Below are 25912 nucleotides of genomic sequence, written 5' to 3'. Positions count from 1 at the left end.
CCTTAAAGTTGACAGCTTACTTGAATGTTTTCCAACTGCTTAATTGCATTATTGATACTGTTATCTTGGCGCGATGCTATTTCTTTCACATCTGATTTTTCCACCAATTCAGCAAGGGTAATATTATTCAAAAATTCTTCTATGCGTGCGCTTAAGTCTGACCACAAATTATGTGTTAAACAACGCATACCACTCTGACAGCCGGTATCGGCACCTTGGCAACGTGTTGCATCGACCGATTCGTCTACGGCGCTAATAATATCGCCAACAGAGATAACGCCCGCTTCACGCCCTAGTAAATAACCACCACCAGGTCCACGAACAGAACTTACTAGGCCATTTTTACGTAAACGAGCAAATAATTGTTCAAGGTAAGACAAAGAAATTTCTTGTCTTTGTGAAATATCAGCAAGGGCTACAGGACCTACACCTGTGTGTAGTGCAACATCCAGCATAGCTGTAACGGCATATCTGCCTTTTGATGTTAACTTCATAACGCCCCCTGCACAAAAGAGTGCAAATTTTAATTACCAGAGTAAATTAGTCAAGTATTATCACTTGATAAAAATTTGATTTATAAACTCTTACTTTTTAAATTGTAGAGTTAACAAACTTTCAATACTTGACCTCTTTGGTCAAGTATTACAGCCATTGTAATTACCTGAGTATTTTAGTCAAGTATTAGCTAGTTATTTACCCATTGGTTTTTATAACTAATAGCTATACCTAAGTTACTTAGGGATAGACTTATTAATTGAAGTGAGAATACCGCGTAAAATATTCATTTCGGCATCTTCAGGGTGAGCTCGGTTAAATAAACGACGTAATTTAGTCATAACTAACCCAGGGTGCTGTTTGATAATAAAACCGGTTTTGAAAAGCGTCTCTTCAAGGTGCTCATAAAACAGCTCTGTTTGTTTTGAGCTTGGGTAAACAGCATCGTCTTCTTCAACCTTTTTAGGTTGTTGATTTAAAAACGCCATACGTGTTTCGTAACTAAGTGTTTGTACGGCCATAGCTAAATTAAGCGAGCTGTACTCTGGATTAGCAGGAATACATACGTGGTAATTACAAAGCTGTAATTCTTCATTAGTTAAGCCGCTGTTTTCACGACCAAATACTAGCGCTACAGGACCATTTACAGCTTCAGCAACGAGTTTTTCACCACATTCACGTGGTTCAACCATTGGCCACGAAAGCGTACGAGAACGCGCACTTGTGCCAATTGTTAATGTACAGTCAGCGATAGCTTCTTCAACAGTACCTACAATAACTGCATTGCCTAAAACATCAGTTGCGCCTGCAGCTAAAGCACTTGCTTGGCTGTCTATTTCACAAGCAGGATCAACTAAATAAAGCTTTGATAAACCCATGGTTTTCATGGCGCGAGCCGCCGAACCAATATTGCCCGAATGTGACGTGTTAACTAAAACAATGCGAATATCATCTAAGATCATTACTGTGCTACTTTGCTATGCCAAAAAATTGCGCAAATTCTAACATGAAAATGTAATAAGATCCTAGATTCAAAAGGCTAGATCCTAAGATCCAAGCCAATATAACGATTCTTACATGGGTAAATTGTCGCTGCAAACAAAGCGTGACATACACAGGTTAGATATATGAGTAACTTACAAATAATCTGCAATCATTCACTGACATAAAATACAACCATAGAGTGACATAAAAATAAAATAACTATTACTGCTCAATCTATAACCGGGTGAACTAATGTTCTAAGCTATTATATTGAGAGTATAATTTACTCTAATAACTTAAAAGTAAGCCTATGAATAAGTCTATTTTTAAATAATGGCGATAGCTCAAACCTTAACAAAAACATATAAATAAAATACTATCTGCTGTTATACTCTTTATTATTCAGAGAGGGTCTTATTCTAGTATGGTTACAATAAAGCAAGTCGCTGTCCACGCAGGTGTTTCATTTAAAACTGTATCGCGAGTCGTCAATCATGATCCAACAGTAAAAAATATTAACCGCGAGAAGGTTCTTAAAGCTATAAAAGAATTAGGTTATCGTCCTAATCGTGCGGCAAGTTTAACGCGACGTAAAAACTCAAACATTTACGCAATTATTGCTGATGAACTGCTTAGTGTTCCTTATACTTTTGATATTATACGTGGTGCCCAAGAAATTGCGTGGCAGAAAAATAAAGAACTGTTAATCCTCAATGTTAACGAAACCCAAGCGAGTTTAGACAGAGCTATCGAAAGCCTTTTAGAGTATCGCGTAGAGGGCGTTATATATTCAGCAATGTATCATCGCCAAGTTGCCATTGCTGATGAACTAAAAAAAATACCAACAATTTTAGCGAACTGTTTTCCTGCTTTGAATAATTTCCCTTGTGTAGTACCTGATGAACAGCAAGCCGGTGAAGATATTACCGATGCATTAATACGCAAAGGCTATCGCCGAATTGCTTTCTTAAACTTAAATGAGCATATAATTGCTGCCAAAGGTCGCAAACAAGGCGTTATAAATTCATTTAAAAAGCATGGCTTACCACTCGATGATTTACTCATTGAATCGGTTATTATTTGTCAAGCCGATGGTAGTGATATTTCTACCTCGAGAGAATCTGCGGCGCGAGTGATAGACGAGTTTAAACCTGATGCAATTATATGTGGTCAAGACCCCATGGCGCTGGAAATTTACTTTGTTGTGCATGATAAAGGAATGATCGTTGGTAAAGATATTGGTATAGCAAGTTTTGATGATTGGGGCAGTATTCCACAATTATTACAACCGAATTTAACTACCATGGCATTACCCCATCATGCAATGGGACGTTGGGCAATGGAATACCTCATAGACCAGCGCACTGATATTGTTCACCACCACTTACCATTTAAACTAATTGCTCGTGATTCGTTTTAATTGCATCTGCCTTTAATGCAAAAAGCGATAATACAATAAACACACACACAACCAAACCCAAATATTGGTAGGCTAACGCAAAGCCTAAATGATCATATACAACGCCTACCGCGACGGCTAACATTGACGCCATCAATTGCGTAGTAAATTGAAAGCCAATGATATAGATCATGGCTGAATAGCGCGCGTCAAAATGCATATTTATATATTTAAACAATGCAATTAACATCAGTGGTAACTCAATTGCATGTAACAATTTTAATACACTAATGCTGATAGAGTCACTAACAATCCCCGAGCAATATATTCGTATCGCCATCAATACACCACTTAACAGCAACGAGTTTTTAACGCCCAAATAATTCACCCATTTTACAGCTAAATACAAAGCAGCAGCCTCAAGGATAACTTGCGCTGAAGTTAAATAACCAAAAAACTCTCGACCTTGCTCTGGGGTGTCAAAAAAAGAGGTGTAATAAATAGCAAATTGCTGATCAAATACCGCATAAATACAACTTACACCGATCACAAATACACTTAAACGCCACAATCCTGCGATTTTAAAAAATGCTTTGAGCTGTTGCACGGGAGAAAAAGTTCGAGAAGGCGCTATTTCGGGCTGATTTTTTGCGACCTTAACAAAGGCTAATAACCCCATTAAGCAAACCGCCGCAATGCTTGATAACCAATAATTTAAACTAGGGGATAAATTAAAGGATAAACCGGCAAAGTAGCTTGCCATGGCCCAACCTAGTGACCCCCACATTCGAGCTTTACCGAATTCAAAATTCGTCGAGCGACTTTGTTTATCAATATAACTTTCAAGTGTCCCGACTCCAGCCAAAAATGCACATGAAAAAACAGCACCTCCTAAAATAGCAGCCAGATAAAACTGTGTTTGTAGTAAGGGTGCGTATACATAACTGACAAATGGACCAATCAACATTATAAAAAATGCAATGAAGTAAAGCAGTGTTTTTTGTAAACCGAGTTTATCTTGCAAAATGCCATAGCAAGGCATCACGAGTAAAGCCATGATGGAATTGATACTAAAGATTATCCCGACTTTAGCACTGTTGAGGCCTACTTCTTGACTAAGCCAAATAGGAAAAAATGAAAATGAAAAAGACCATGCCATAAAATAAATAAAGAAAATGGCGCTTAATAGCCGATAATTACTACTCATATATCGCATAGCCTTATAAAAAGTAAGCGACTCTATATTACTATAGAGTCGCTTCAAATGTTATTTTTCTATTGCTATATTGTTTAACTTTACGTCACTAAGCGACAAAGGCTGCTCAGCACTCACTTGTATTTTATTATATGGAGAGGTTGGAAAAACAATCGAGGTCATAGAGCTAACCCCCTTATTTACAAACACTTCTACCGACGCTTTATCTACCCATATATCAACATCGTAATATTCAAGTCCTTTTTGTAATGGCGCAGTTTGTAAAGATGCAAAACCATCTTCAAAGTCTTTTAAACCCGATTGTCTTCGGTCAAGTACAAGTTGTCCTTGAGCTGGGTCTAACTGCAGCTTAGTGTATTCACCTTTATCAGAGCTAAGCACAATATCAGTAACTTGCTCAGCGTTTGATAAACTAAAGCTCACTTTAAATTGCCCAGGTTCGACAGTAAAAAGCTCATCTAACTGGTAGCTATTTGTGCCAGTTAGGGTTGCCTTTTGCTGTGTGTTACTCAGTAAACTATCGAGTTCTTTGATAGGTTGAGATGCCAAACGCACGCCTGCTGGCGTTTGTAATAACTTTAATTCTCTGGGAATCGTCATTGCACTGCGCCATACCTCAGTCGGTACTTGGTTTGCGTATTGCCAGTTACTCATCCATCCCATAAATAAGTGTCTACCGTCTTGAGCATCAGAAAAAGTCACGCCAGCATAATTATCTGTACCGTAGTCTAGCCATATTGACGATTCATACTTTTCTGTTGCTGCTTTATCAGAAAATACGATATCAGCAATTTTTATATGCCCCCAATTACCTCGTTCATTGTCTACCACTTTAATATAAGCTTGCTGGCCTTTTAATTGACTCACGTTCCAAGAACGCTCGGCCATTCTACCTGTATTGTTTCCACTCGCGGTTTTAACTATTTCACCATCAACTAACAACTGTATTGCGGTACTGTTGTGATGCTTTCCACCTGCAATTTTGAAGTTAATGAAATCATGATTAATCGCAAATGATTTTGAAGTTAAGGTACCAATTGCCTCATCCGAGCCTTTAAAAGAACTGGCAATGGTATTTGTAGGTTGATCATTTACTATATGAAATGCTTCACCCGATACTTGCCAATTTTTTAAGCCATTTTTGAAGTTAGAAAAATCAAGCCCTTGAGGGAAAACGGCAGGTGTTGTTGTAAGCATTTTTTGATAATCGCTATCCAACACAAATTTTTCACCGTCAAAATCGCCAACAAAATATTGTGTACCAGAGCCGCCATTTGGCGCGCCAGGATTGATACTCACTAATAGAACATATTTATATTCGTCGGTGCCTTCAATACGCACGCGAATAAGATCTGGACACTCCCATACACCTGCGTGACTGCCCCAATCAGCGCCAAAGTTACTTTCAAATTGCCATGTTTTTAAATCTTTTGAGCTGTAAAAGCCAATATGATCATCTTGAGCCAATACCATAACCCATTGCTGAGTATCTTCATGCCAGCTTACTTTAGGGTCACGGAAGTCGCGGATCCCAGGGTTTTTTAATACCGGATTATTAGCGTATTTTTTCCAAGTGCGGCCTTTATCGGTGCTATATGCTATGCCTTGCGTTTGAAAATCAATCGCTCCCTGTGCCGCCTTTTTATCATCATGATAGGTAAATATAGCCACTAATGGTGGGTTTTCTTTACTGCCAAAGCCGCTGCTATTTTGCCAATCAACTACCGCACTGCCAGAGAAGATAGTACCGTGCTCATCAGGAAACAACTTAATTTCTTGATGCTGCCAATTAACCATATCTTTACTAATTGCATGTCCCCAATGCATTGGTCCCCATACCGATGAATCAGGATTATGCTGGTAAAACAGATGATATTCACCTTGGTAATAAACCATACCGTTAGGATCATTCATCCAATGCTTTTTAGGGGTAAAATGAAAAGCAGGACGAAACGCCTCTTTGCTAGGTTTATCTACACCCATAGGGGCAGTTTGTTCAGTTTGGTTTGTCATGCTACATGCTGCCAAAAATGATGAAATTAAAACTAAATTAACGGTTCGCATCTAATGCTCCATGCTTATTATTGGTATCTAATGAAATTGCTTCTAAAGAACGTCCTTTTGTTTCTGGCATAAACCACGCAACAAAAATCAATTGCCCTAACATCATTAAAGTAAAGAAAGTGAATACTTCAGTGGCACTAAAACGTTCTAAGAAAAATGGCATAAGTAAAGTGATTGCTGCGGCAAAAAACCAATGCGTACCGGAGCCCAAAGACTGCCCTTTTGAACGAACTTTGTTAGGGAATATTTCTGCAATGAAGACCCAAATAACGGTACCTTGGCCAATGGCATGAGCGGCAATAAACACAAATACAAACGCTACAACCGTTAAGCCACCAGAGTCAGTACTAAACGCCCACGCCACTACAGAGAGGGAAATAACGTAGCCAATTGAGCCAATATACATCAGCGAACGGCGGCCAAACTTATCAATCAACGATAAACCAAGCATGGTAAAACATAGGTTAACCACGCCAATCCCAGCGCCAGAAAGTAATGACTGATTTACATCCAACCCTGCAAGTTCAAATACGCGCGGTGCATAATAAATGATAAAGTTAATGCCAGATAATTGATTAAATGCGGCAAATAAAAATGCAAATAAAGCCGCCTTATTGTAACTACCACCAAATAGCTTTGATTGACTGTTTTGTAACTTGTCGCGTTCAATGTCATTTAATACTTGGTCTGGGTTTTGTTCACCTAAAGTCACTAAGATTGAACGCGCTTTAGTTTTCTCATTTTTCTTTTGCACTAACCAACGTGGGCTTTCAGGTGCCTTAATGATCATTAATAAATAAGCCAGAGCAGGTATTGCCTCCACACCTAACATTAAACGCCAGTCAATTGCAGATGTTCCTGCAATTAAAAAATTAGAAACAAACGCAACTAAGATACCAAATACAATTTGAAACTGATAAAGCGCAACCAAACGCCCACGGTACTTAGCAGGTGCAATCTCAGAAATATAAGCAGGTACAACAATTGAAGAAATGCCCACTCCCACGCCACCAATAAACCGTAATAAGGAGAAGCTATATGCGTCAGGTGCCATGGCGGAGCCAAGTGCCGAAATTAAAAACAATACCCCAACTAAAACTAATGTGGGTTTTCTACCCCACTTATCGCATGGGTAATTACCGGTTAAGGCACCCAGTAGTGTTCCCCATAAAGCTGAAGACATAATAAATAAGCCATGAAATAACGAGCTCGTATTCCATAACGCTTGAATAGGTTTATCCGCACCGGATATAACTGCTGTATCAAAGCCGAATAAAAAACCAGCAACGGCAACGGTGACTGACCAATAAATAATTTTTTTCATAATCACTCTTAAAACTTAACGATTAAAAGGTGGGCCGAAACCCACCACTATTAATAACCTGGGTTTTGTGTGTACGACCCACCACTTAAAATCATCTGCTGGTTCGGAATAGGTAAATACTCATGTTTACCTTTAGTGAAAATAGCATCGACCAAATAAGGTTTACGTACAGCTTCAATAGCTAAGTAACTATCAATAGTTTCTTTCGCTATTCCCCATCGAACTAAGTCAAAAAAGCGATGTCCTTCAAGCCCTAATTCTAAACGTCGCTCAAAGCGTAGTGCCGCTCTTGCCTGTTCTTTAGAATCAAAACTTGTATATAAGCCCATGTTATAAATACTCGCGTTGTGTAATTTACTGGTACTATTTTTAGCACGCTCACGAATACGGTTAATAATTGGCAATGCTTCGTCATACCTATCTAACTCAATTAATGCTTCAGCTTTCCAAAGCAATACATCAGCGTAACGAATGAGCGGTGTATTTAATGAAAAGATAGGAAAAGGGCCATTCTCACCACGACAACTACAGTCAGGGTGTTCAAGATCTTTCATTGCCGTAAAGTTGCCATAAATACCAGGGGCACGTGCCCAGCTATCACCGCCATGAATTAAGTTTTCGTCATACTTAAATGGCTTACCTTCCATTGCCACAGTGTGATCTAGGCGAGGGTCAACTGAGTCTGTCGTCATGTCGTAGTTAAAGTCGTTAAAAGAGTCGAATAACGGCAAACCTTGTTGGTCTGTTTTAAACGCATTAACGAAATTTTCTGTTGGTACATGAAAACCACAACAGCCAAAACCACCAGCCATTGGCGCATTTAATGCACTAGGCCAGCTACCACGTCCATCTGGAGAGCCGTCATTTAGAGAGCGCTGAATAGCAAAAACTGACTCTTTACCATTCTCACTTTCAAACAAAAAGTTATTCGCGTAATCATCAAATAAACCATAGACGCCCGCTTCTTCAATTTCATCAACTAGGGCCACTACTTTTACAAGTTTATCTTTATTAATATTGATAACTTCATGTAGCTCATTCTGCTCATACGCTTGGTAAAGCAATGTTTTAGCTAAATATGCCTTAGCTGATAACGCTGAAGCGCGCCCTACATCTTCTTGGGTTTGTGGTAAGTTGTTTGCAGCAAACTCAAAATCTGCGGCAATTTTATCCCATAACTCTTGATCGCTTAGCTCACGATTAGTAGCGCTAAGAATTTGATCTTGTGTCATTGTTTCATCAATCCACGGGATATGCTTATGATGTATTTTTAAATCAAAGTAGAAAATACTGCGAATAAACCGCAGTTCGGATTGTTTTGCAGCACTGTTCTCAATGGCATCTGGCGCATTTGCGATTACCGCTAATGCTGAGTTTGCTCTTGAAATACCGGTGTAATTACGTACCCATTTTTTGTTGTTCAAATCAATTAAATCTGGCGGGAAAGACTCCATATCAGGCACTATAGGCTGATATAAAGACAAAGCATGATAAGCAAAGATATCACCAGGTCCATTACCGCCTTTATGTGCGTCTCCTGCCCGTAAGTTTCCTGTCGGCCATAAAAAGTTAGGGGCGGTATAATGATCGTTTCCTAGATATGAGTAGGCAGCAATAATCAACGCATCTACATTTTCACTGTTAGAAACTTGTTCTTCGGTTAATACCCCAGAAGGTGCAACATCAAGATCAGAACCACCACACGATGCTAAAGAAAGCGCGAGTGTAGCTGCTGTAAATAGTGTTTTAATTTTATTCATAATATGTGCTCGTATCGTTGTCGTTTTAATAAATCAAAAAGAAAGGTTCACGCCTAACGTGATACGTTTTGGAATTGGAAAATTACCGTTTGGAGTTTCTGGATCTTGGCTTAGCGTCCCTGATGGGGTAATGGTCAATAAGTTACTTCCCTGCAAATAAATTCGTGCAGAACTAATACCGTATTGATTTAACCACTGTTCGTCAGGCGTGTAACCGATAGATAAGTTGCGAAGCTTGAGGTAGCTGCCATCTTCCCAAAACAAACTTGATTGACGGCCTTCACCATTGTTATCGATTAAAGTTAATGCAGGCACATTACTGTCAGTATTGTTAACCGACCATGCATCAAGAACGCGATCGCCATAGTTAGAACCTATATTTAACGATGTGAAGTCAGTAAACCCACGCCAACCATTGCGTATTTGACCACCTTCAACACCTTGCCAAAACATGTTGAAGTCCCAATTTTTGTATTTGAAATTCATATTCAAGCCATACATAAAATCAGGATCGGTATCTGCGAAAAAGCTTTGATCGTTTTCATCAATCACGCCATTGCCGTCTAAATCTTTCCAGCGAACTCGGCCTAAACCAGCCCCAGATTGTGCTGCATGAGCATCTATTTCATCTTGGTTTTGAAATAACCCATCGGCGACATAGCCATAAACTGAGTTAACTGAATGACCAACAATTGTTTTATCAGCGCCATTACCACCAAATGAGTTAACAACGTCTTCTGGTAATGAGACCACCTTGTTTTTAGCAGAAGAAATGTTAAAGCTAATATCAACATCGATATCACCATCTAAGCTATCAAAAGTAAGGTAATCGGCGTACCCAATGAGAAACTCAAAACCAGCGTTTTCAATTGTGCCACCATTGACCCATTGCTGAGCGCCTTCACCTAATGTTGCCAGTGGATTGGTTAACGTTAAAATATCTTCAGTGGTTTTTTCAAACCAATCGATGCTGCCGTATATGGTTTCGTAACGCATACCAAAATCAAGACCTATATTGGTTTGTGTTGATGTTTCCCACTTTAGGTCGTCATTCCCTGTTTGTGCTTTTACAAACCCAGAAGGAAGCGTGCCGCCATTTGCACCGCCTATATCATAAGCGGTCCCTTCATCTTGCTGATCGGTGAATAGTGATTGTGTTGCATAACGACTTAAGTACGTTGTGTACGTTGCATCGGTAGGGATTTCTTGATTACCTGTTTTGCCCCAGCTAGCGCGAAGCTTTAAGGTAGATAAAAATTCAATATCATAGAATGATTCGTTGCTGATCACCCAACCTGCAGAAATAGCGGGGAAATTACCGTAGCTATTATTACTACCAAAACGAGATGAACCATCGCGACGAATTGTTAAACCTGCTAAATATCGGTCATCGAAGTTATAGTCAATACGCGCAAAATAAGAATTAAGAGACCATTTATCGCCATCCCCTTCCACACGAACATCGCCCGTTGCTTGTGATAGATGAGCATAATCACGATCATCAGACGCAAAACCTGAACCAAAACCAACAGATCCTTCATACTCATAATCTATTTGTTCTGTACCGACCAAAAACGTAAAATGATTTGCATCTAAATCAAGCTTATATTCTGCGGTATTAGTCCAACTAAAACTGCTATTCCAGTTTTCTGTCACTGACAGCTGATCACCATAGTTTAGCGAGCCAGCTTGAAAAGCACGGGTATAGTTTCTGAAGTAGTATTGCCCGTAATCTAAACCGATAGAGCTTTTTAGTGTTAAGTCCTCTATTGCCTCATATTCAACAAAAATATTTCCCATTAATTTATTGAATCTACTAACATTGTCTCGATTCATTTCAATTAATCTAACCGGATTATCACGGTCAGTTACACCAGGAACAGGTCCTCCCCAGCCACCTTCATCGTTGTACACAGGAACGATAGATTGTTGTTCTATAGCCAAAGTTAGAATATTACCGGCCAGATCATTAACCAAGTTTGATTCTTGGTTTGTCACTATAAAGTTTTCACCAACCTTAAGTTTATTTGTTAATTGATAATCTGAATTAACGCGAAAGCTTATTCGTTCAAACTCTGAGCCATCAACAACACCTTCTGAGCCGAAATAACCAAGTGAACTATATATCGAAGCTTTATCTGAACCACCTGAAACCGAAAAGTTAAGATCGGTTACTTTTGCAGAGCGTGTAACTTCATCAAACCAGCTTGTATCTGCTGGGCGTTGCACCTGTTCAGCATCCGTAAACTCAGGAAAAACAACGTTGTTTAATTGAGGGTTATTAAAATCATTGTTCCAATCATAAGTATAAAGAGAACTTGCTGAATTTGGATCTGAGCCGTCGTTTACTGCAGCTTGCCAAACTGCTTGTGCCCTTTGCTGTGTATTTAATGGATTTAATTCATAATTAAAATCATCATATGACTGATTAAAAGAGAAATTAAAGTCGAGCCCTTCATTCCCTTTTTTGGTGGTGATAATAATGACCCCATTACCAGAGCGAGCACCAAAAATACTTGCAGCTGCCGCATCTCTTAGCACCTGTATATCAGCAATATCATGGCTATTAAGTTCATGCATTCCAGATTTAGTTGGTACGCCATCAATAACATATAATGGATCATTATTTCCAAGTGGCCCTAAACCTTGGCCACGAATACGCACCGTTGCTGCAGAGTTAGGTGAACCATTCGTTGTAATTTGCAAGCCAGGCACACGCCCCTGCAAATTTTGCATGATATTACCTGAAGGCTGATCAACGACATCTTCAAGCTCAACTGTGCTCACTGCGCCGGTTAAATCTTGTTTTTTAACACTTCCATAACCATATGAAACTTCAATAACTTCAATACCATCATTAGGAGTAATTTCATTTTTTTGCTGCTCGGCGGCAAAAAGACTTAATGGCAATGAACAACCCAGCAGTATAGTGCTAACACTTACTGCTAGTTTAGTTTTGTGAAATATGAGCATTGTGTGTCCTCATTTTAATTTTACTTTTTAATGTTGATTTCAGTATTCAATTAAACAACGTTGTCTTTTATGTGTAAAAAAATACTTTTTTATCGTTCTTAAGTTGTTTTAGTAAACCTGACAAAAAAACAACGTTGTCTTTTTAACATTTAAAAAACATCTATTCAATATAAATAACAAATAAATTTATTAAAATAATCAAAATTTAAAATTAACGCTTTACGCTTTACGCTAACATGGTTCAATAAATTCTAAGATTTGCTGATGCGTTATATCTGGTGTTGCCCCTAACTGCTGAGCAACCATAGCTCCGGCAGCACAAGCAAAATCAATCGCCTGTTGCGGATCGTTTTGAATGCAAAGTTGATAAATTAAAGCCCCCAAAAACGAATCACCAGCGCCAACAGTATCCACAACATCGATTAGGTACCCTGAGTTATAGTAATTTTTACCTCTAATCGATAATAAAGCACCATGGTTGCCTTTCGTCACGCACAAAAACTCTGTGTTGGTTTGCTTTGCTATAAATGCTAAGTTTTGTTCTAGTGAATGGTGTTTACACCCCATTCCTTTTGCTATTTCATATAGTTCTTCATCATTTAGCTTGATAAAGTCAGCGCTATTCATCAGCTCTATTAAGCTCTCAAGTTGATAGTGAGGAGCTCGTAAATTTACATCAAACACTTTAAACTTCGCGTGTTCTAGTAGTTGCTTCAAAGTCATTAATGAAGTGTCGGTACGGCCAATTAAACTACCAAAGACAAAAATTTCTGTTGATTCAACTTTATTGATAATTTCATCCGTTAAAACAATATTATCCCAAGCGGTATCCGATATAATTTCATATTTAGCAGAACCGTGACTATCAAGTGCCACTAGGACTGTACTCGTATTTTTATGTGGGCTCACCGCAATGTACTCTGTACTCAATTGTTTTTCTTTTAATTCATCAAGAAGAACATTACCTAACCTATCCTCCCCAACTGCGCTTATCATTTGTGCATCAATTCCAAGTGATTTTACCCTAAAGCACATATTTAAAGGTGCACCGCCCAAACGCTTGGTTTCTCCAAAGCAGTCCCACAAAACCTCCCCAAAACAGACTAGACTAACTTTATTAGCCATGTTTTGACTTATGATTATACTCATTCAATAGTTTCCTTATACGTTCCGATTATCAGATAGACGAATTAAACAATGGTCAACCTATCTTTCATCACATTAAAATACTAAATGTTCAACCTATCTTTCATCACATTAAAATACTAGATGTTCATATATATTTGTTAAGTAAATGTGTCTTGGATATTATTCCATTCGAAGCGCAAAGACAACGTTGTTTATTCGACTCTTAACCATAAGTGAGGTAGCTATACTATTAATATCTGGTTTATGTTCTAACCCACTATCGACTAGGAATTAGAGGTGCTAATATCAAAAACGCTCTGTCAATAGCTTAAGGTCTGTATGTCTAACAACATTCAAAATAGTATTAATCGTAAATTTGTAGAGATACTCAGCGATGGAACAATTAATTTAAACTCAAACCCTTTGGATGAAATTGAATTGATTCAGCGTGGCTTAGATATAAACTGTGTTGAAAAATTTAGACTTGAGTTACGCTGGGATCTGCAATCGTTTACTAAGGCGATTGGTACAAATACAAAAGCTTTCGAACGCTATATAAAAGAACATAAACGTTTAAATGTAACCTTAAGTGAAAATATCGTTGAATTAGCTCATTTGGCATCGGCTTGTATTGATTACTTTGAGAGTGTTGAACGATGGAACACATGGCTAAATACACGCTCCATTTTTTTAAATAAGCTTTATGTCAAAGTATGGTTTAATTATGTCGCAGTATGGTTGTATTATGTCAAAGTATGATTTCAGCGACAAACCTGTCGCTGCAAGCAAAGCGTGACATATGCTGGATAGACATAACAATAACTTACAAATAACCTGCAACCATTCACTGACATAAAATACAACCATACAATGACATAGTGAAATAAAGTTATAACGCCAAAAACAAAAAAACCAGCCCGGATATAAGACTGGTTTTTTTCAATTACTACTCACTGCCTTTTCGGCAGAATTACATTAACTTAAACATCGAATCGATTGTTTTTATCTTCAGCTGCCTATACGGCAGGTCACAACCAGACAGTCATTTTTTAGATAATAAAGATATTCTCAGCTGCCTATACGGCAGGTCACCATAAAATAGCTAAGCTTATTTATATAATTCATATAATTAAAAAGCAAATTCAATTTTACCCATATTTTTATATGCTTACTCAGAGAGTTTTAGTATCAATGACTTATGATAACGTTATAAATAAAGGTTAATTTCTATCTATTGAGGGTGATAAATCAGGAACCGTGCCTTTAAACTTTTCATTTGAGGCAAGCCCATAATTACTAAAGTATGGCTCAGCTTGGCAGTCGACATCTTGCTTTTGAATATGCAGAATATAATCCTCTTGTGAGCTCTTACTAGTCATAGCCACTCTATGGAAAATATCAATCTCTCGGGGAGCTTCGATCTTTTTAGGATTAAAATCTTCACCTCTTGCTAACGCTCTTTTTTGCAGGCGCTTTAATCTTCTTCTACTTTCACCTGTGAAAATTTTTGCTACCGCCTGATTACGTATAAAACGTACTTCTTCGCAGCTGTCAGGTACAGCTAAAACTTGGCTTACTTTAAAAAAGCCACAATCTTGCATGTCCACAAAATATGCCTGATCTTTAAGGGTATTTAAAATCTCCTTGTCCGTGTAAACAAAAGCAATTTCATTACCAATTGATGAGTCCGACCATGCAGGAAACGTAACCCCCATTCCTTCAATATTATGCTTCAAAATAAACCCATGCATAATAGAAATACAACGGCCAGTAAGCAGCGCTAGATTAGCTTGTTTTGGTAAAAAGTGGACTGTGAAGTAATACCTTTGCATAATTACGCCTTTTTAGCCTCTGCTTTTTTCTGGAACATTCCGCCCTTAATCAATACAGAGAATAAGTAATAAATAGCTGGGTCTATTTTTTCATTTTTATTAGTAATGCAATTTTTAAGGGCTGACAAATACCATTCCGTATTTTTGAAAATAGAATAAAAATTCTGTTCAGAATCAGGAGGACGTCGGGCAATCCCTATTTCTTTATCAGCCCCAAACTCATGCACTCGTAATCTTTTACTTGCATCCTCATCCCACCAATCATCTATTGACTGAAGGGCTGCTCCTATTTTTACTGAATTAAAACTTACAGCGTAACGGCCATCTGCACACTTAGCTTTTACAAACTGTTTTGAGGCCTCTCCTTGCTTAACCTTGTCGTTAAGGATTTGGCTTGGGTAAATCTCTTGGCAAAATGAGGCTTCTATTTTCGCGGTTATATCAGCACTCCAAAACACATTGGGATCAGTTAATGCGCTCTCAATTTCATTACTAAGCTCTTCCAATACTTTTAGATCATCAGAAGCCCATTTGCTTTCCCAAGCTAACTTACGAGTGTTATCGATTAAATAACAACTCCCTTTGCTGGTTTTAATTTCAATTTGAGTGTTGCCGGTGTTTTGATTACGCCAAAGCCATGTACCTATCAAAATATTTCGACAATATCTTACTGCTAGCTCTTTATAACCACCGCATTCTTTAAATGTTTCTGCCAACTCTTTTAATAAAGAAAAAACCTCTGGATCACTACAGCCTGAAGGGACCAACGAGTTAGCCTGTACTCTCAAAGAAAACCGACAAAATATATGCTCCACATTTGGAGGTACATAACACTCTTCTAGAGTTAATATATTATTATGTGTTAAGTCCTGAGGTGAGATGTTTTTTGGTGAAAACTGCGGAGTGAATGCTTCAGTAAAACCAGATTTTGGGCCTCTGATCTTATTTACGTCAGCCTCTAAAGGAACAAAATCAGAGTCAGCCGTTTTATAAAAAAACACAGCTTTACTAGGGTAAAGCGAGCGATCATATTTTAATATATTACATAGTTCCATTGAGCACCTTACGGTCAAACTTTTTTCATTAGCATAAACTTTTCTTGTGCATCTAGCACCCAAAAAGCGCTATTAAAATAGTTACTAATACCTTTTAACCTAACACTAATGGCCGTTTCGTATTTCACCACTCCTATTGCTGGTTCAGCATAACAATGTAGTTTTTCAAGCGCTCCTACTCTAGCCATCGGTTCAGTAAGTAACATATATCCCATCATGGATGGGCTTAGTTTAGAGTCACTATTTAATAGTAAGAGTAGCTCATCTAAATCCTGTATTTTGTGCTCAGTTGGCATAACCCAACAACCAGATAAAGGGAGTCGCCTTAACTTTTCAAATAACTGATTTTCACTACTATACAAACAGCACCAATTTATATTTGAATTAAGCTCAGGTTGATGCATAACACCACCTGCAAAGTTAGATGGAAAATGCGCTTTCAAAATGTCAGGCTCACTATCTACTGCCTGTAAATCATCTTCATAACCATCAATGTGTATTATTAAATCAAATATCAAATCACAGTATTTACCGTCAATAATTCCTGGTCGCTTAAGCTTACTTTGCTGAGCGCCTTGAAGGCTAAGTTCAGGAAGCTTTTTTCCCGCTACAGTAGAATAATCTCTAATAAACCAAGAAAAAGATGTGAACCGTACATTTGTTCCTAGCGCCTCATTAAGTTTTCTTTGGTAGCTGTGAATCATACCCCAAACAGCGGTTAAAGATGGAATACCTGAGCAGTAAGGGTTCGATAACGCTTGCGCATCAAACACACGTATACCGCTTAAATGAAGATAGCGATAATGTTCATCATCTTCTTCAATCAGTTCATGTTTTTGATCTGTAAGATTAACAAGCAGCCATTGTAAAGCTGCTTTTAAAGGGCTCATTAATTTAGGATGAAAAGCATACCTTTGTGTCATGCTCACACCGCCAAGCATTTCATTTAGTAACCTAAATAAAGGAATCGTTAGCGATGGGAGTTCGTCGTCGGGCAGCGATAGTATTTTGTACTCTAGTCGGTCTGAAGCACTCTCAAGCTGTTCTAAGTCATGCCCATTCTCAATAACGTCCAAGCGCCATTCAAATACAGGTGAAGACCATTCTAAAAGCGTATTTCTCAGCTCTTTAATGTTTTTTACTTTTTGTTGTCTACGCTGTTTAAGAGCCAGCGCATTATTACTAAATATAATACCTTCTAAAGCTTTAATTAATTCCGGCTTTAATAGTGCCTCAACATTAAATACTGTTTGCCCATTGTTTAATTTAAATGCTCGTGAGTTACTTAAACCATGATATTTACTTCGTATCTTAGGAGGGTAATTAAGCACATTAACAACCCCACCTAAGGAAGCAGCTAACATACTGACAGCAGCAGGACGCGTAAACTCTACATTGCTAAATCGAGCTCGTTTATCAATTGCCGCCTGTTGAATTTTTGATTGAACAACATGGCTAATTACAGGCGTAACAGCTAAGTAACCATCATGATAAGGCATTCTAATTTGGCGAGAGTAGCGGTCAACAGAGTCGGGAATGGCCTCTTCAGGCAATGATTTTTTAACAGTTACACATAAGCTTTTAAATGCCTTAACGGATAACCCCAGAGAGGTAAATGCGGCTTTCCAGTTATCTGAGTACGTAGCTAATACTTGTGCCAAACAACTGTCTTGATTTTGCCATTTAAAGTAACTAACAAATAATTTAGCAAAATTAACTTTAGCGGAGTCATGTGACCAGCCATAGGCTTTAGGATAGTTAGCACTACTCAAAACATAAGAGTGCAGTGTTGGAGGCCCTACGGCTAAATTTTGCTTACTGACTCTAATGTCAGGGTACTTTAAATTATGAGTATGAAACCACGCTATTTCCTTAATACATTTATTAATATGGTCTTCACTTTTTAAAGCCTGTTTTGCTAGCTGTTTATCCAGCAAATCATCAACTTGGTTTTTTCGATAAGTCAGGTTTAACAAAATAATCAGAGCAACGGCTTCACTTCCTGTTATATCAATCATTGCCGTATAAGGGCTAAAAGCACGACGTAATAATCTATCTCGCTCAGTGGTGTCTGTAATCTCTAGCAGTTCTTTTAAATGCATATACTCACCATGCCGACAAATACATTCTAGCTTTGTCATTTCCAAAACTGGTTTTGTACTCAATAACATGCCTTAAAAAAAATACGCCCTTATAAGGGTTGATCCGCTGGTTCATTTTATGACGAGACGCCGTTTGCAAAATACCATCTTGGTACAACCTATAAACCTGATTTACTGAAGTGCCTAACAAAGTTGCAGCCTCCAATACACTTACTAATAAGTCGGCTGCGTTGGGCTTTTTAGTTTTAGGGTTACTCTCAACCAAAGTAACTAAATAATCTAACAGAGCCCTATAAACAAAATGAAGCTCCCTCTGCATTTGAGTACTGGGGCACGACAAAATAGCATCACCGAAAATAAACTTAAACTCTGTTTTATTAAACAAATTTATTAGCTTCATTTCTGCATTTTTACTTAATTCATCAAGCTCTTTGTAAAAAACTGCTGGCCACTTACTAAAATAATCCACAGCGTCATTTAAGCAAAAGTTATCTGTTTGAGAGTACCTCCCCTGATACCAAAGGAGTGCAGCAAAGCGTTCTGTAAGAGTTGTATTGTTAAATAGCAGGTTGCTATCGTTGCCCTCAATTTTATCCAGTAATTTATTTAAACGCTTAATACTTAACGTATTTACAGGCGAGGTACTAGCGCAAGCTAGCTCAAAACCGCATGAACAATGAGTGATTGACTCATTCTCGATATAGTTAATTGGAGCGCAGCATTCTGGGCAGTTATGTAGCAAAGCACACTGATGTTTAGTGCATGCATTTACCCACTTTATGTGCCAGCTTTGTTTTATGTAAGCTTCTTCTGCAAGACATTGTGGGCATACCGGAATCGAATCAACAGCACCTTCAGCGTGGTAACGAATAAACCTCAGGGGAATGTCTACGCCATTGTTATATAAAGCGACGGAGGAGTTAAATTTAATATCTGACTTTAGCAAAGCCAGTTTTTGTAGCTCGTATCGAGGTAAATCGAGTAGTGTTTCAAGTAGCCCTAAAGCCCGCATTCTAAAGTGGCTATTGTGCTTGGCGTGGTAAACGTTGAGCCTTTTTAAATCTACTGGGAATGCACCATGCGCCTCAAAATCAAGCTCATGTAGTTCTTCGCGAATAGCTAAACTTAACCCTTCATACGAGTCAAAAAAATTCTCTGACACGACCCGTAATAAGTAACTTTCCAACGACTCCTCAGAAAATGCCCGAGCCTTGGGAGAAAATAGAAAAGCCATCCAACACCTTAAAACTTAGAAATACTAAGCTTTAAGTTAGATTCTTTTGATTAAACTTGCAAACAATATTGCTATAAACACCAAAGAAATCCATATAGCTTATTGCTTTAAAATGAGTATTAATAATTAAAATTGAGATTGAGATTGAGATTGAGATTATCAAAAATCGCAAAACTGTTTTGTAAAAACAACAATAATAACCTCTATTTATTAATGAATTAGTAAACTAAACTAGCGTAAAGTTTACATTTTTGTATGTTAATTATGCTTATCAAATCAAAAAACGAAGATCTTGAAACATTTATCACTATTGCTAATACAGGTAGCTTTACAAGTGCAGCCAATCAGTTAGATACACAAGTCGCAAAAGTTTCTCGTGCCATTACACGGTTAGAGTGTGATTTAAAGGTCACTTTATTTAATCGAAGTACTCGGCGAATTGACTTAACTGAAGAAGGACAGCTGTTTTTAGAATATGTAACAGAAGGGTTGGATATAATTAGTAGAGGGGAAGAAGCTCTTAATAACTTACAAAGTAACCCCGCTGGTAAGTTGAGGGTCGATGCCGCAAGCCCATTTTTATATCACCAGCTTATTCCGTATATAGAAGATTTTCAACTAGCTTACCCTGGTATTACACTTGAGCTATTGTCTAATGAAAGTATTGTTGATCTCATCGAAAAAAAGACAGACATAGCGATTAGAATAGGAAAACTCAGTGATTCTAACCTGTACGCTAAAAAACTCGGACTAAGCAAACTTCGTATTGTTGCAAGCCCTCGCTACTTGAACAAAAAAGGGGCGCCTACTTGTATTGATGATTTAAAAGAACACCAAATTATTGGCTTTGCAGACTCCCCAAAACTGAATAACTGGTTCTTAAAAGGTACTATTAGTTTAAAACCTTCAATTACTGCCAGCAGTGGAGAAGCAATTAGGCAATTGTGTATAAATGGAAATGGTATAGCAGTGTTGTCAGATTTTATGGTTAAAAAAGATATTGAAAAACAAGTTTTAGTTGAAATACTGCCTAATTCTATTTTAAGCCCTAACCCCCGAGAAGATGTCCATGCTGTTTATAATAAAAACTCAGTTCTCTCATCCAGAATCAGCGCTTTTATTGATTTTTTCTCTACAAAAATAAGTCTATAAAAAATGGGGCTTTGCCCCATTTTTCTATTAAAAACTGTATTTAGCCGAAAACATTAATCGAGTCAGCTCTACATCAACACCATTTTCTTGTTTATTGTTTGCATGCATTAACTCAACGCCAAAGGTTGTATTCACAGTCGGCGAATAAAGTAAATTTACATAACCAGAATAGCTTGATTTATTAATCGCTTTATTAGAAATCACCGTTGGATTATCTGCCGTAATACCCGATAAAGTTAAACTAGAGCGTAGTTTTTCATTCCAAAAATGCCTATAAGCCATAAAACCAGACACCGTTCTAATGCGTTTGGTATCCCCTTCTGCGTTTAATGTTGCCGCATTAATGTAATTTAATGCTGCGTAGCGACCTAGCCCTTCACCCGCTGTAATAGTAAATCGAAAGTCATCCATATTGCCTACGGGTAACTTACCGGCCAAACTCACCCCATAACCGAATTCATCTGCTTTAATTTTGTCTTGGTTAACTTTAGAGTCCAAAGAAACTCTTCTAAAAACAGATGATAGGTTAAGTTGAGCATTATTTTCATTAAGAAAATTGTATCTCAATACAACATCAGGTAACCAGCCAGAGCCCGATGTTACTCTTGATTCAGTCTCTACACTCGTGAACGTACTTTCAGGGTTTTCTAATGATACTTGAAACTTACCATTGGTATAACGTACTTGCCCTTGGCGTATAAATGGCGAGCCATCTGCTGCGCTAGAAAAATCTAAATTATCAGGTAAAACTGATGGATTTTGGAACGTCGACCAATTTTGCCCTATGGTCCATTTATCATAGTTTAAATAAGCGAGCCTCAGCCGTGGAGAGTAGCCATTATCAATTCTTTCACTTCCATCAAAGTGCGTCATAAAGTCGAGCTCTATAAAGCCGCTGACTTTTACGCCATCAATATCATTCTGCGCTGCGATATTGAAACGACTTTCTCTCGCATGAAAATCTAAAACATTTTTACCATTGTTTGAATCACCTGAAATGGTGCCTGGAATATATGATTGCCTAGAAATCGAATTAGTATCTGGCGCGCCATTACTATAATGACTAAGCATTAAATCTGCTTTTATATAACCACCAATCGTAATGTCTGTTTGGTTAAGTGATGATGCATAAGCATTTGAAGTAACTAATGCAGTAAGTGTAGCTAACAGTGTTGGTTTGATTTTTAAATAGTTCATAAATACCGCGACAAAGAGACTTATTAAGTGACTTTGTCGTTAATAAGGACAGCGCTTAGGTTAAGCGCTGATAATTAATAAAAGGGGTGAATTGATTAATCGACGGTTTAAGCGTATTTACTCAACGTCATTTACATTGATTTTGTAAATAGTAAACGGAGGCTTACTCGCGTCTTTCCCTTGGTTTAAGCCCGGTAAATTATGAAGCTGGTTAGCTACCACATATAGCCAACCATCTTGGCTTAAGGCAACGCCATCAGGCCACGAAAGCTTTTCATCTTGTACCACCACGTGATAGCCATCTTCTTTTACAACGCCAATGGCGCTATTTTCAACGTCAGTGACGTAAACATCACCATGCGCATCAACAGTAAAGCCGTCTGTACGTGGTTTATTTCTGTAAAACTCAATAAAGCCACTGAGTTGGTCGTAGTTTAGTGAGTCATCAGCCAAGGCATCAGCCGGAATACGGTGAATAGTGGTGCCACCCATTGGGCCAAAATATACCCACTCTTGTTGAGGGTCGATAGCGATAGGGTTTAAGCCGTATTGATGATAAACAGCATCACCTTTACTATCTGAATGAGCAACAATTCTGCCCTCTACAAAAATAGGTTTACCATCTGATTGGAAAGACTCATGGTTTTCTAATGTGCGACGCACTTCACCTGTTTCTAGGTCCACTACTAAAATAGCGGGAGCTGGTGTAGTTCCCGTTTTTTTATCAAGTGTCATATCGGCCAAATAGGCACGATTACGTTTAGTATCTATAGCAATATCTTGAATAAACGAGTGTTTATCTACTACACCGCTTGGAAAAACAATAGAACGATGTAGCTTATTAGCATACGTGTCCCACCCGATTAATTTAGGTGTATGTAGCTTGTTGCCCATATCTAGCACCCACAAAATACCATTTGTATCGGCTTTTATACCTATAGTAGATGCGATGCCTTTACCATGCTCGCCCGCTTTTCCGGCCCATTCTAAATTTGGGTAGGGTTTGGTTGAACCATCAGCCAGCACTTCTCGCACATGTATATCTGGGTTCACTAGTGCAGACATAGTCACTATTAATTTGCCATCTACAGTAAGTGTTGGGTTACCCGGGCGAGCGTCTTCAAATTTAGCAACTAACTCTAAATCTGCAGCCATTACAGATGCAGAGCTGAGTGAGGCTGAAACGATTGCAGCAATAGCAAGTACGTGTTTTTTCATTTTCATTGTATATCTCCTAAATTAATTATTCAGAAAGCTCTATAGTGAGCCCTCTTTTTTAAAGCAGAGAGATTATGTAAGGGTTTCCAAATGTTAAAAACGCTATTGTTGTTAAATCTATTTTGTTAAAAATGAAATAATAAAATTAAACTAATTCTTATTTACAGTGATTGCATAAGCTTTAATTAGGTGTATTCACTATTATTTTAATATGCTCGTTAATTGCAAAAAGTGAAAAAGAGTTTTGTGTTTTCAACTATCAATTATTCACGCTGTTTTAAATATAGTAGGCCACGTCATAGCAAATATGCTTTGCACCTCTAAAATTAAATACAAGGTAATAGCAATATGAAAGCACATAAAAAATTGAAAATAGCCACTGCTCTAAGTGCAGTACTTACACTTTCTGCTGGTGTTAACGCGGCCGATCAAGTACCTACTTCAAAGTGGGGGGCTGATGATGAAATTGGCGCAATGAATTACATTACTCCAAGCTCTGTATTAACAGCATCAAAATTAATAAAACAAGGTAAAGTGTACGGTTTAGGCATGGCGGTAAATAAAGATACCCCAGCGTTTCGTCACCGTTACTTTGAAGTTCATACGTCGCAGCCTGAACCTAAAACATTTGGTACAAATAAATTTACTTATGTTGATGACCAAATTATTGGCTGGACTGGTGTAGGCTCTCAAATTAATGGCCTTGCGCACTATGGTCGCGACAACGTTCATTATAATGGCCATAAAGTATCTGATTTTATGACTGTAACAGGTGTTAAAAAACTCGGTCTAGAGAAAGTCCCACCAATGGTTTCTCGTGGTGTATTATTAGATATGCGTCCTTATTTTAACCAAGATATAGTGAGCGAAGGCACCACCTTTAATAAAAAAGAAATTGACGCAGTAGCCAAACAACAAGGCGTAGATATTCAAAAAGGCGATGTTGTTTTATTTTGTACCGGTTGGTCTGACTTAATGGGTAAAGATAACGAACGTTACCTTGCGGGCGGCCCAGGTATTGGCGTTGAAGGTGGTAAGTACCTTGCCGAAAAAGGCGTTATTGCAGTAGGTGCCGATAACTGGTCATCTGAAGCCGTTCCGCATGAAGACCCTAGTCTTTCATTCCCTGTAAACCAAATGATGGCCACTAATTACGGCGTGCACGTGCTTGAAAACATTTTGTGTGACGACCTAGCAAAAGATCAAGCATGGGAATTTATGTTTGTACTTGGCCACCCTCTATACGAAGGCTCTACTCAGGTGCAAATTAACCCTGTCGCTATTTTGTAACACCCATTTAGACATAGTTATTTAACGGCAAACGAGATGCAACCACACCTTGTTTGCCGTTTTTTTGTGGCTTCCTCCCCCATTTATACTAGCCAATACCCCATACTCTGAGCCCGCATAAAACCTGCCGTTTTAACAGCTTTATTAAACCCATTACTGGGCCCCTTATTTTATTAAAAATAACAAGCCAACATTTTTACTTTTGCATTTTTAACAAAATTGTTTTGAGAAATACGCTGTGTTTCTTCTCCTTAAATTAGATGAAAATTACCCCACATTAATTATTTGAGGAACTACAAATGCCTTTAGCATTATTGGCGCTTACACTCAGCGCATTCGCTATAGGAACAACTGAGTTTGTAATTGTTGGCCTAGTACCAACTATTGCAGCAGACTTAGGTGTTTCACTACCATCAGCAGGCTTATTAGTCAGCTTATACGCACTCGGTGTAGCTATTGGTGCGCCAGTGCTAACAGCATTAACCGGTCGTTGGAATCGTAAATCAGTTTTATTGGTTTTAATGGCTTTATTTGTCGCAGGTAACCTACTTGCCTGGCAAGCCCCAAGTTATGAAACCTTGATAGTGGCCCGGATCCTAACAGGGTTGGCTCATGGCGTGTTTTTCTCTATTGGTTCAACTATTGCAACGAGCTTAGTTGCCAAAGAAAAAGAAGCCAGCGCAATCGCAATCATGTTTACGGGCTTAACCGTAGCCTTAGTGACCGGTGTGCCTTTAGGTACGTGGATCGGTCAAGAGCTGGGCTGGAGAGCAACATTTTTAATCGTTTCTATATTGGGCTTAATCGCACTCATTGGTAGCGCAATTCTTGTACCATCAAACTTAAAAAAAGCGGTACCCGCAAAAATCTCAGAGCAACTAAAAGTGCTAACACAGCCTAGATTACTTTTAGTGTACGCCATTACAGCTGTCGGCTACGGCGGGACGTTTGTGGCCTTTACCTATTTAGCTCCAATTTTAGAGCAGGTTTCTGGTTTTGAATCCAGTTCAATTGGCTTAATTATGCTTGTTTACGGAATTTCAGTAGCAATAGGCAATATTTGGGGTGGAAAACTAGCTGACCGCATGGGACCAGTAAAAGCGTTAACAGGTATTTTTAGCGCACTCGCTATCATTCTTTTTGTATTTACATTTACGGCAGGCAATCAAATTGGCGCTGTTTTAACACTACTTATTTGGGGCGCCTTCGCTTTTGGTAACGTACCAGGCCTGCAAGTCTATGTTGTGCAGCTAGCACAAAAACATACGCCTAATGCTGTAGATGTTGCATCAGGTTTAAATATAGCGGCCTTTAATGTCGGTATTGCAATTGGCTCAATCATTGGCGGTGTTGTAGTAGAAGACATGGAGTTAATGGACACCCCTTGGGTGGGCGCATCAATTGTTATATTTGCCATTGTATTAACACGACTATCGGGTTTTCTAGATTCACGCGAACAAGTGAAAGCTATTTAAATTTAATCCCGAAT

Annotated in this window: 19 protein-coding genes; 5 read left to right on the top strand and 14 right to left on the bottom strand. The window is 38.3% G+C overall.

Translation table 11 applies throughout. From position 1 onward, the window contains the following. Positions 1 to 2: 2 nt before the first annotated feature. Both iscR and trmJ read right to left on the bottom strand, forming a co-directional pair. A complete protein-coding gene (gene iscR / locus H5088_RS04920; protein WP_002958424.1) occupies positions 3 to 494 on the bottom strand; it encodes a Fe-S cluster assembly transcriptional regulator IscR in 492 nt (163 codons plus the stop codon). A 237-nt stretch (positions 495 to 731) separates the two neighbouring features. After that, positions 732 to 1457: a tRNA (cytosine(32)/uridine(32)-2'-O)-methyltransferase TrmJ gene (gene trmJ, locus H5088_RS04915; protein ID WP_002958423.1), complete on the bottom strand. Its 726-nt coding sequence runs from the start codon at positions 1455 to 1457 to the stop codon at positions 732 to 734. Positions 1458 to 1903: 446 nt separating this feature from the next. Between trmJ and H5088_RS04910 the strand changes: the two genes are divergently transcribed. Then, the gene (locus H5088_RS04910) at positions 1904 to 2899 is read left to right on the top strand and encodes a LacI family DNA-binding transcriptional regulator (RefSeq protein WP_182752329.1); all 996 of its coding nucleotides are present in this window, start codon (positions 1904 to 1906) and stop codon (positions 2897 to 2899) included. On the opposite strand, the gene H5088_RS04905 is transcribed toward H5088_RS04910, so the two are convergent. The 6 genes from H5088_RS04905 to H5088_RS04880 all read right to left on the bottom strand — a co-directional run bounded on the left by H5088_RS04905 (position 2871) and on the right by H5088_RS04880 (position 13364). Then, the gene (locus H5088_RS04905; RefSeq protein WP_182752328.1) at positions 2871 to 4085 is read right to left on the bottom strand and encodes an oligosaccharide MFS transporter; all 1215 of its coding nucleotides are present in this window, start codon (positions 4083 to 4085) and stop codon (positions 2871 to 2873) included. The genes H5088_RS04910 and H5088_RS04905 overlap by 29 nt on opposite strands. Before the next feature lie 60 nt (positions 4086 to 4145). Continuing rightward, positions 4146 to 6158, bottom strand: a complete 2013-nt coding sequence (locus H5088_RS04900; protein WP_182752327.1) for a glycoside hydrolase family 32 protein — start codon at positions 6156 to 6158, stop codon at positions 4146 to 4148. Continuing rightward, entirely contained in the window at positions 6145 to 7482 is a 1338-nt protein-coding gene (locus H5088_RS04895; RefSeq protein WP_182752326.1) for a sugar porter family MFS transporter, read from the bottom strand. Before H5088_RS04895 ends, H5088_RS04900 begins: the two co-directional genes overlap by 14 nt. A gap of 50 nt (positions 7483 to 7532) precedes the next feature. Then, on the bottom strand, positions 7533 to 9242 hold the full coding sequence (locus H5088_RS04890; protein ID WP_182752325.1) for a RagB/SusD family nutrient uptake outer membrane protein: 1710 nt from the start codon (positions 9240 to 9242) through the stop codon (positions 7533 to 7535). Positions 9243 to 9275: 33 nt separating this feature from the next. Continuing rightward, on the bottom strand, positions 9276 to 12215 hold the full coding sequence (locus tag H5088_RS04885; protein WP_182752324.1) for a SusC/RagA family TonB-linked outer membrane protein: 2940 nt from the start codon (positions 12213 to 12215) through the stop codon (positions 9276 to 9278). Positions 12216 to 12446: 231 nt separating this feature from the next. Then, positions 12447 to 13364: a carbohydrate kinase gene (locus H5088_RS04880; RefSeq protein WP_010554113.1), complete on the bottom strand. Its 918-nt coding sequence runs from the start codon at positions 13362 to 13364 to the stop codon at positions 12447 to 12449. 318 nt (positions 13365 to 13682) lie between these two features. On the opposite strand from H5088_RS04880, the gene H5088_RS04875 reads away from it, so the two are divergent. After that, positions 13683 to 14102, top strand: a complete 420-nt coding sequence (locus H5088_RS04875; protein WP_259398086.1) for a hypothetical protein — start codon at positions 13683 to 13685, stop codon at positions 14100 to 14102. A gap of 461 nt (positions 14103 to 14563) precedes the next feature. Here H5088_RS04875 and cas6f read toward each other — a convergent pair whose 3' ends face one another. From cas6f to H5088_RS04855, 4 genes are read right to left on the bottom strand one after another with little or no spacing between them, the layout of a single operon-like run. Then, positions 14564 to 15175, bottom strand: a complete 612-nt coding sequence (cas6f, locus tag H5088_RS04870; RefSeq protein WP_029772129.1) for a type I-F CRISPR-associated endoribonuclease Cas6/Csy4 — start codon at positions 15173 to 15175, stop codon at positions 14564 to 14566. Positions 15176 to 15177: 2 nt separating this feature from the next. Continuing rightward, a complete protein-coding gene (gene csy3, locus H5088_RS04865) occupies positions 15178 to 16230 on the bottom strand; it encodes a type I-F CRISPR-associated protein Csy3 (RefSeq protein WP_182752323.1) in 1053 nt (350 codons plus the stop codon). Between the two features lie 14 nt (positions 16231 to 16244). Further along, positions 16245 to 18332, bottom strand: a complete 2088-nt coding sequence (locus tag H5088_RS04860) for a type I-F CRISPR-associated protein Csy2 (RefSeq protein ID WP_182752322.1) — start codon at positions 18330 to 18332, stop codon at positions 16245 to 16247. Positions 18333 to 18336: 4 nt separating this feature from the next. Next, entirely contained in the window at positions 18337 to 19566 is a 1230-nt protein-coding gene (locus H5088_RS04855) for a TniQ family protein (RefSeq protein WP_182752321.1), read from the bottom strand. A 264-nt stretch (positions 19567 to 19830) separates the two neighbouring features. Here H5088_RS04855 and H5088_RS04850 point away from each other — a divergent pair, with 264 nt between their 5' ends. Further along, entirely contained in the window at positions 19831 to 20718 is an 888-nt protein-coding gene (locus tag H5088_RS04850) for a LysR family transcriptional regulator (protein WP_182752473.1), read from the top strand. 27 nt (positions 20719 to 20745) lie between these two features. Here the strand turns inward: H5088_RS04850 and H5088_RS04845 are convergent, their stop codons facing one another. Further along, on the bottom strand, positions 20746 to 21915 hold the full coding sequence (locus tag H5088_RS04845) for a DcaP family trimeric outer membrane transporter (RefSeq protein WP_182752320.1): 1170 nt from the start codon (positions 21913 to 21915) through the stop codon (positions 20746 to 20748). A gap of 117 nt (positions 21916 to 22032) precedes the next feature. Further along, on the bottom strand, positions 22033 to 23139 hold the full coding sequence (locus H5088_RS04840) for an L-dopachrome tautomerase-related protein (RefSeq protein WP_126007427.1): 1107 nt from the start codon (positions 23137 to 23139) through the stop codon (positions 22033 to 22035). 342 nt (positions 23140 to 23481) lie between these two features. On the opposite strand from H5088_RS04840, the gene H5088_RS04835 reads away from it, so the two are divergent. Together H5088_RS04835 and H5088_RS04830 are read left to right on the top strand one after the other, a co-directional pair. Then, a complete protein-coding gene (locus tag H5088_RS04835) occupies positions 23482 to 24423 on the top strand; it encodes a cyclase family protein (protein ID WP_016899548.1) in 942 nt (313 codons plus the stop codon). Between the two features lie 299 nt (positions 24424 to 24722). Beyond that, positions 24723 to 25898: an MFS transporter gene (locus tag H5088_RS04830; RefSeq protein WP_182752319.1), complete on the top strand. Its 1176-nt coding sequence runs from the start codon at positions 24723 to 24725 to the stop codon at positions 25896 to 25898. Positions 25899 to 25912 lie beyond the last annotated feature (14 nt).

The organism is Pseudoalteromonas sp. SR43-3 (genome assembly GCF_014163875.1).
In the GTDB taxonomy this organism is placed as follows: domain Bacteria; phylum Pseudomonadota; class Gammaproteobacteria; order Enterobacterales; family Alteromonadaceae; genus Pseudoalteromonas; species Pseudoalteromonas distincta.
This window is presented reverse-complemented; position numbering and strand designations above follow the sequence as displayed.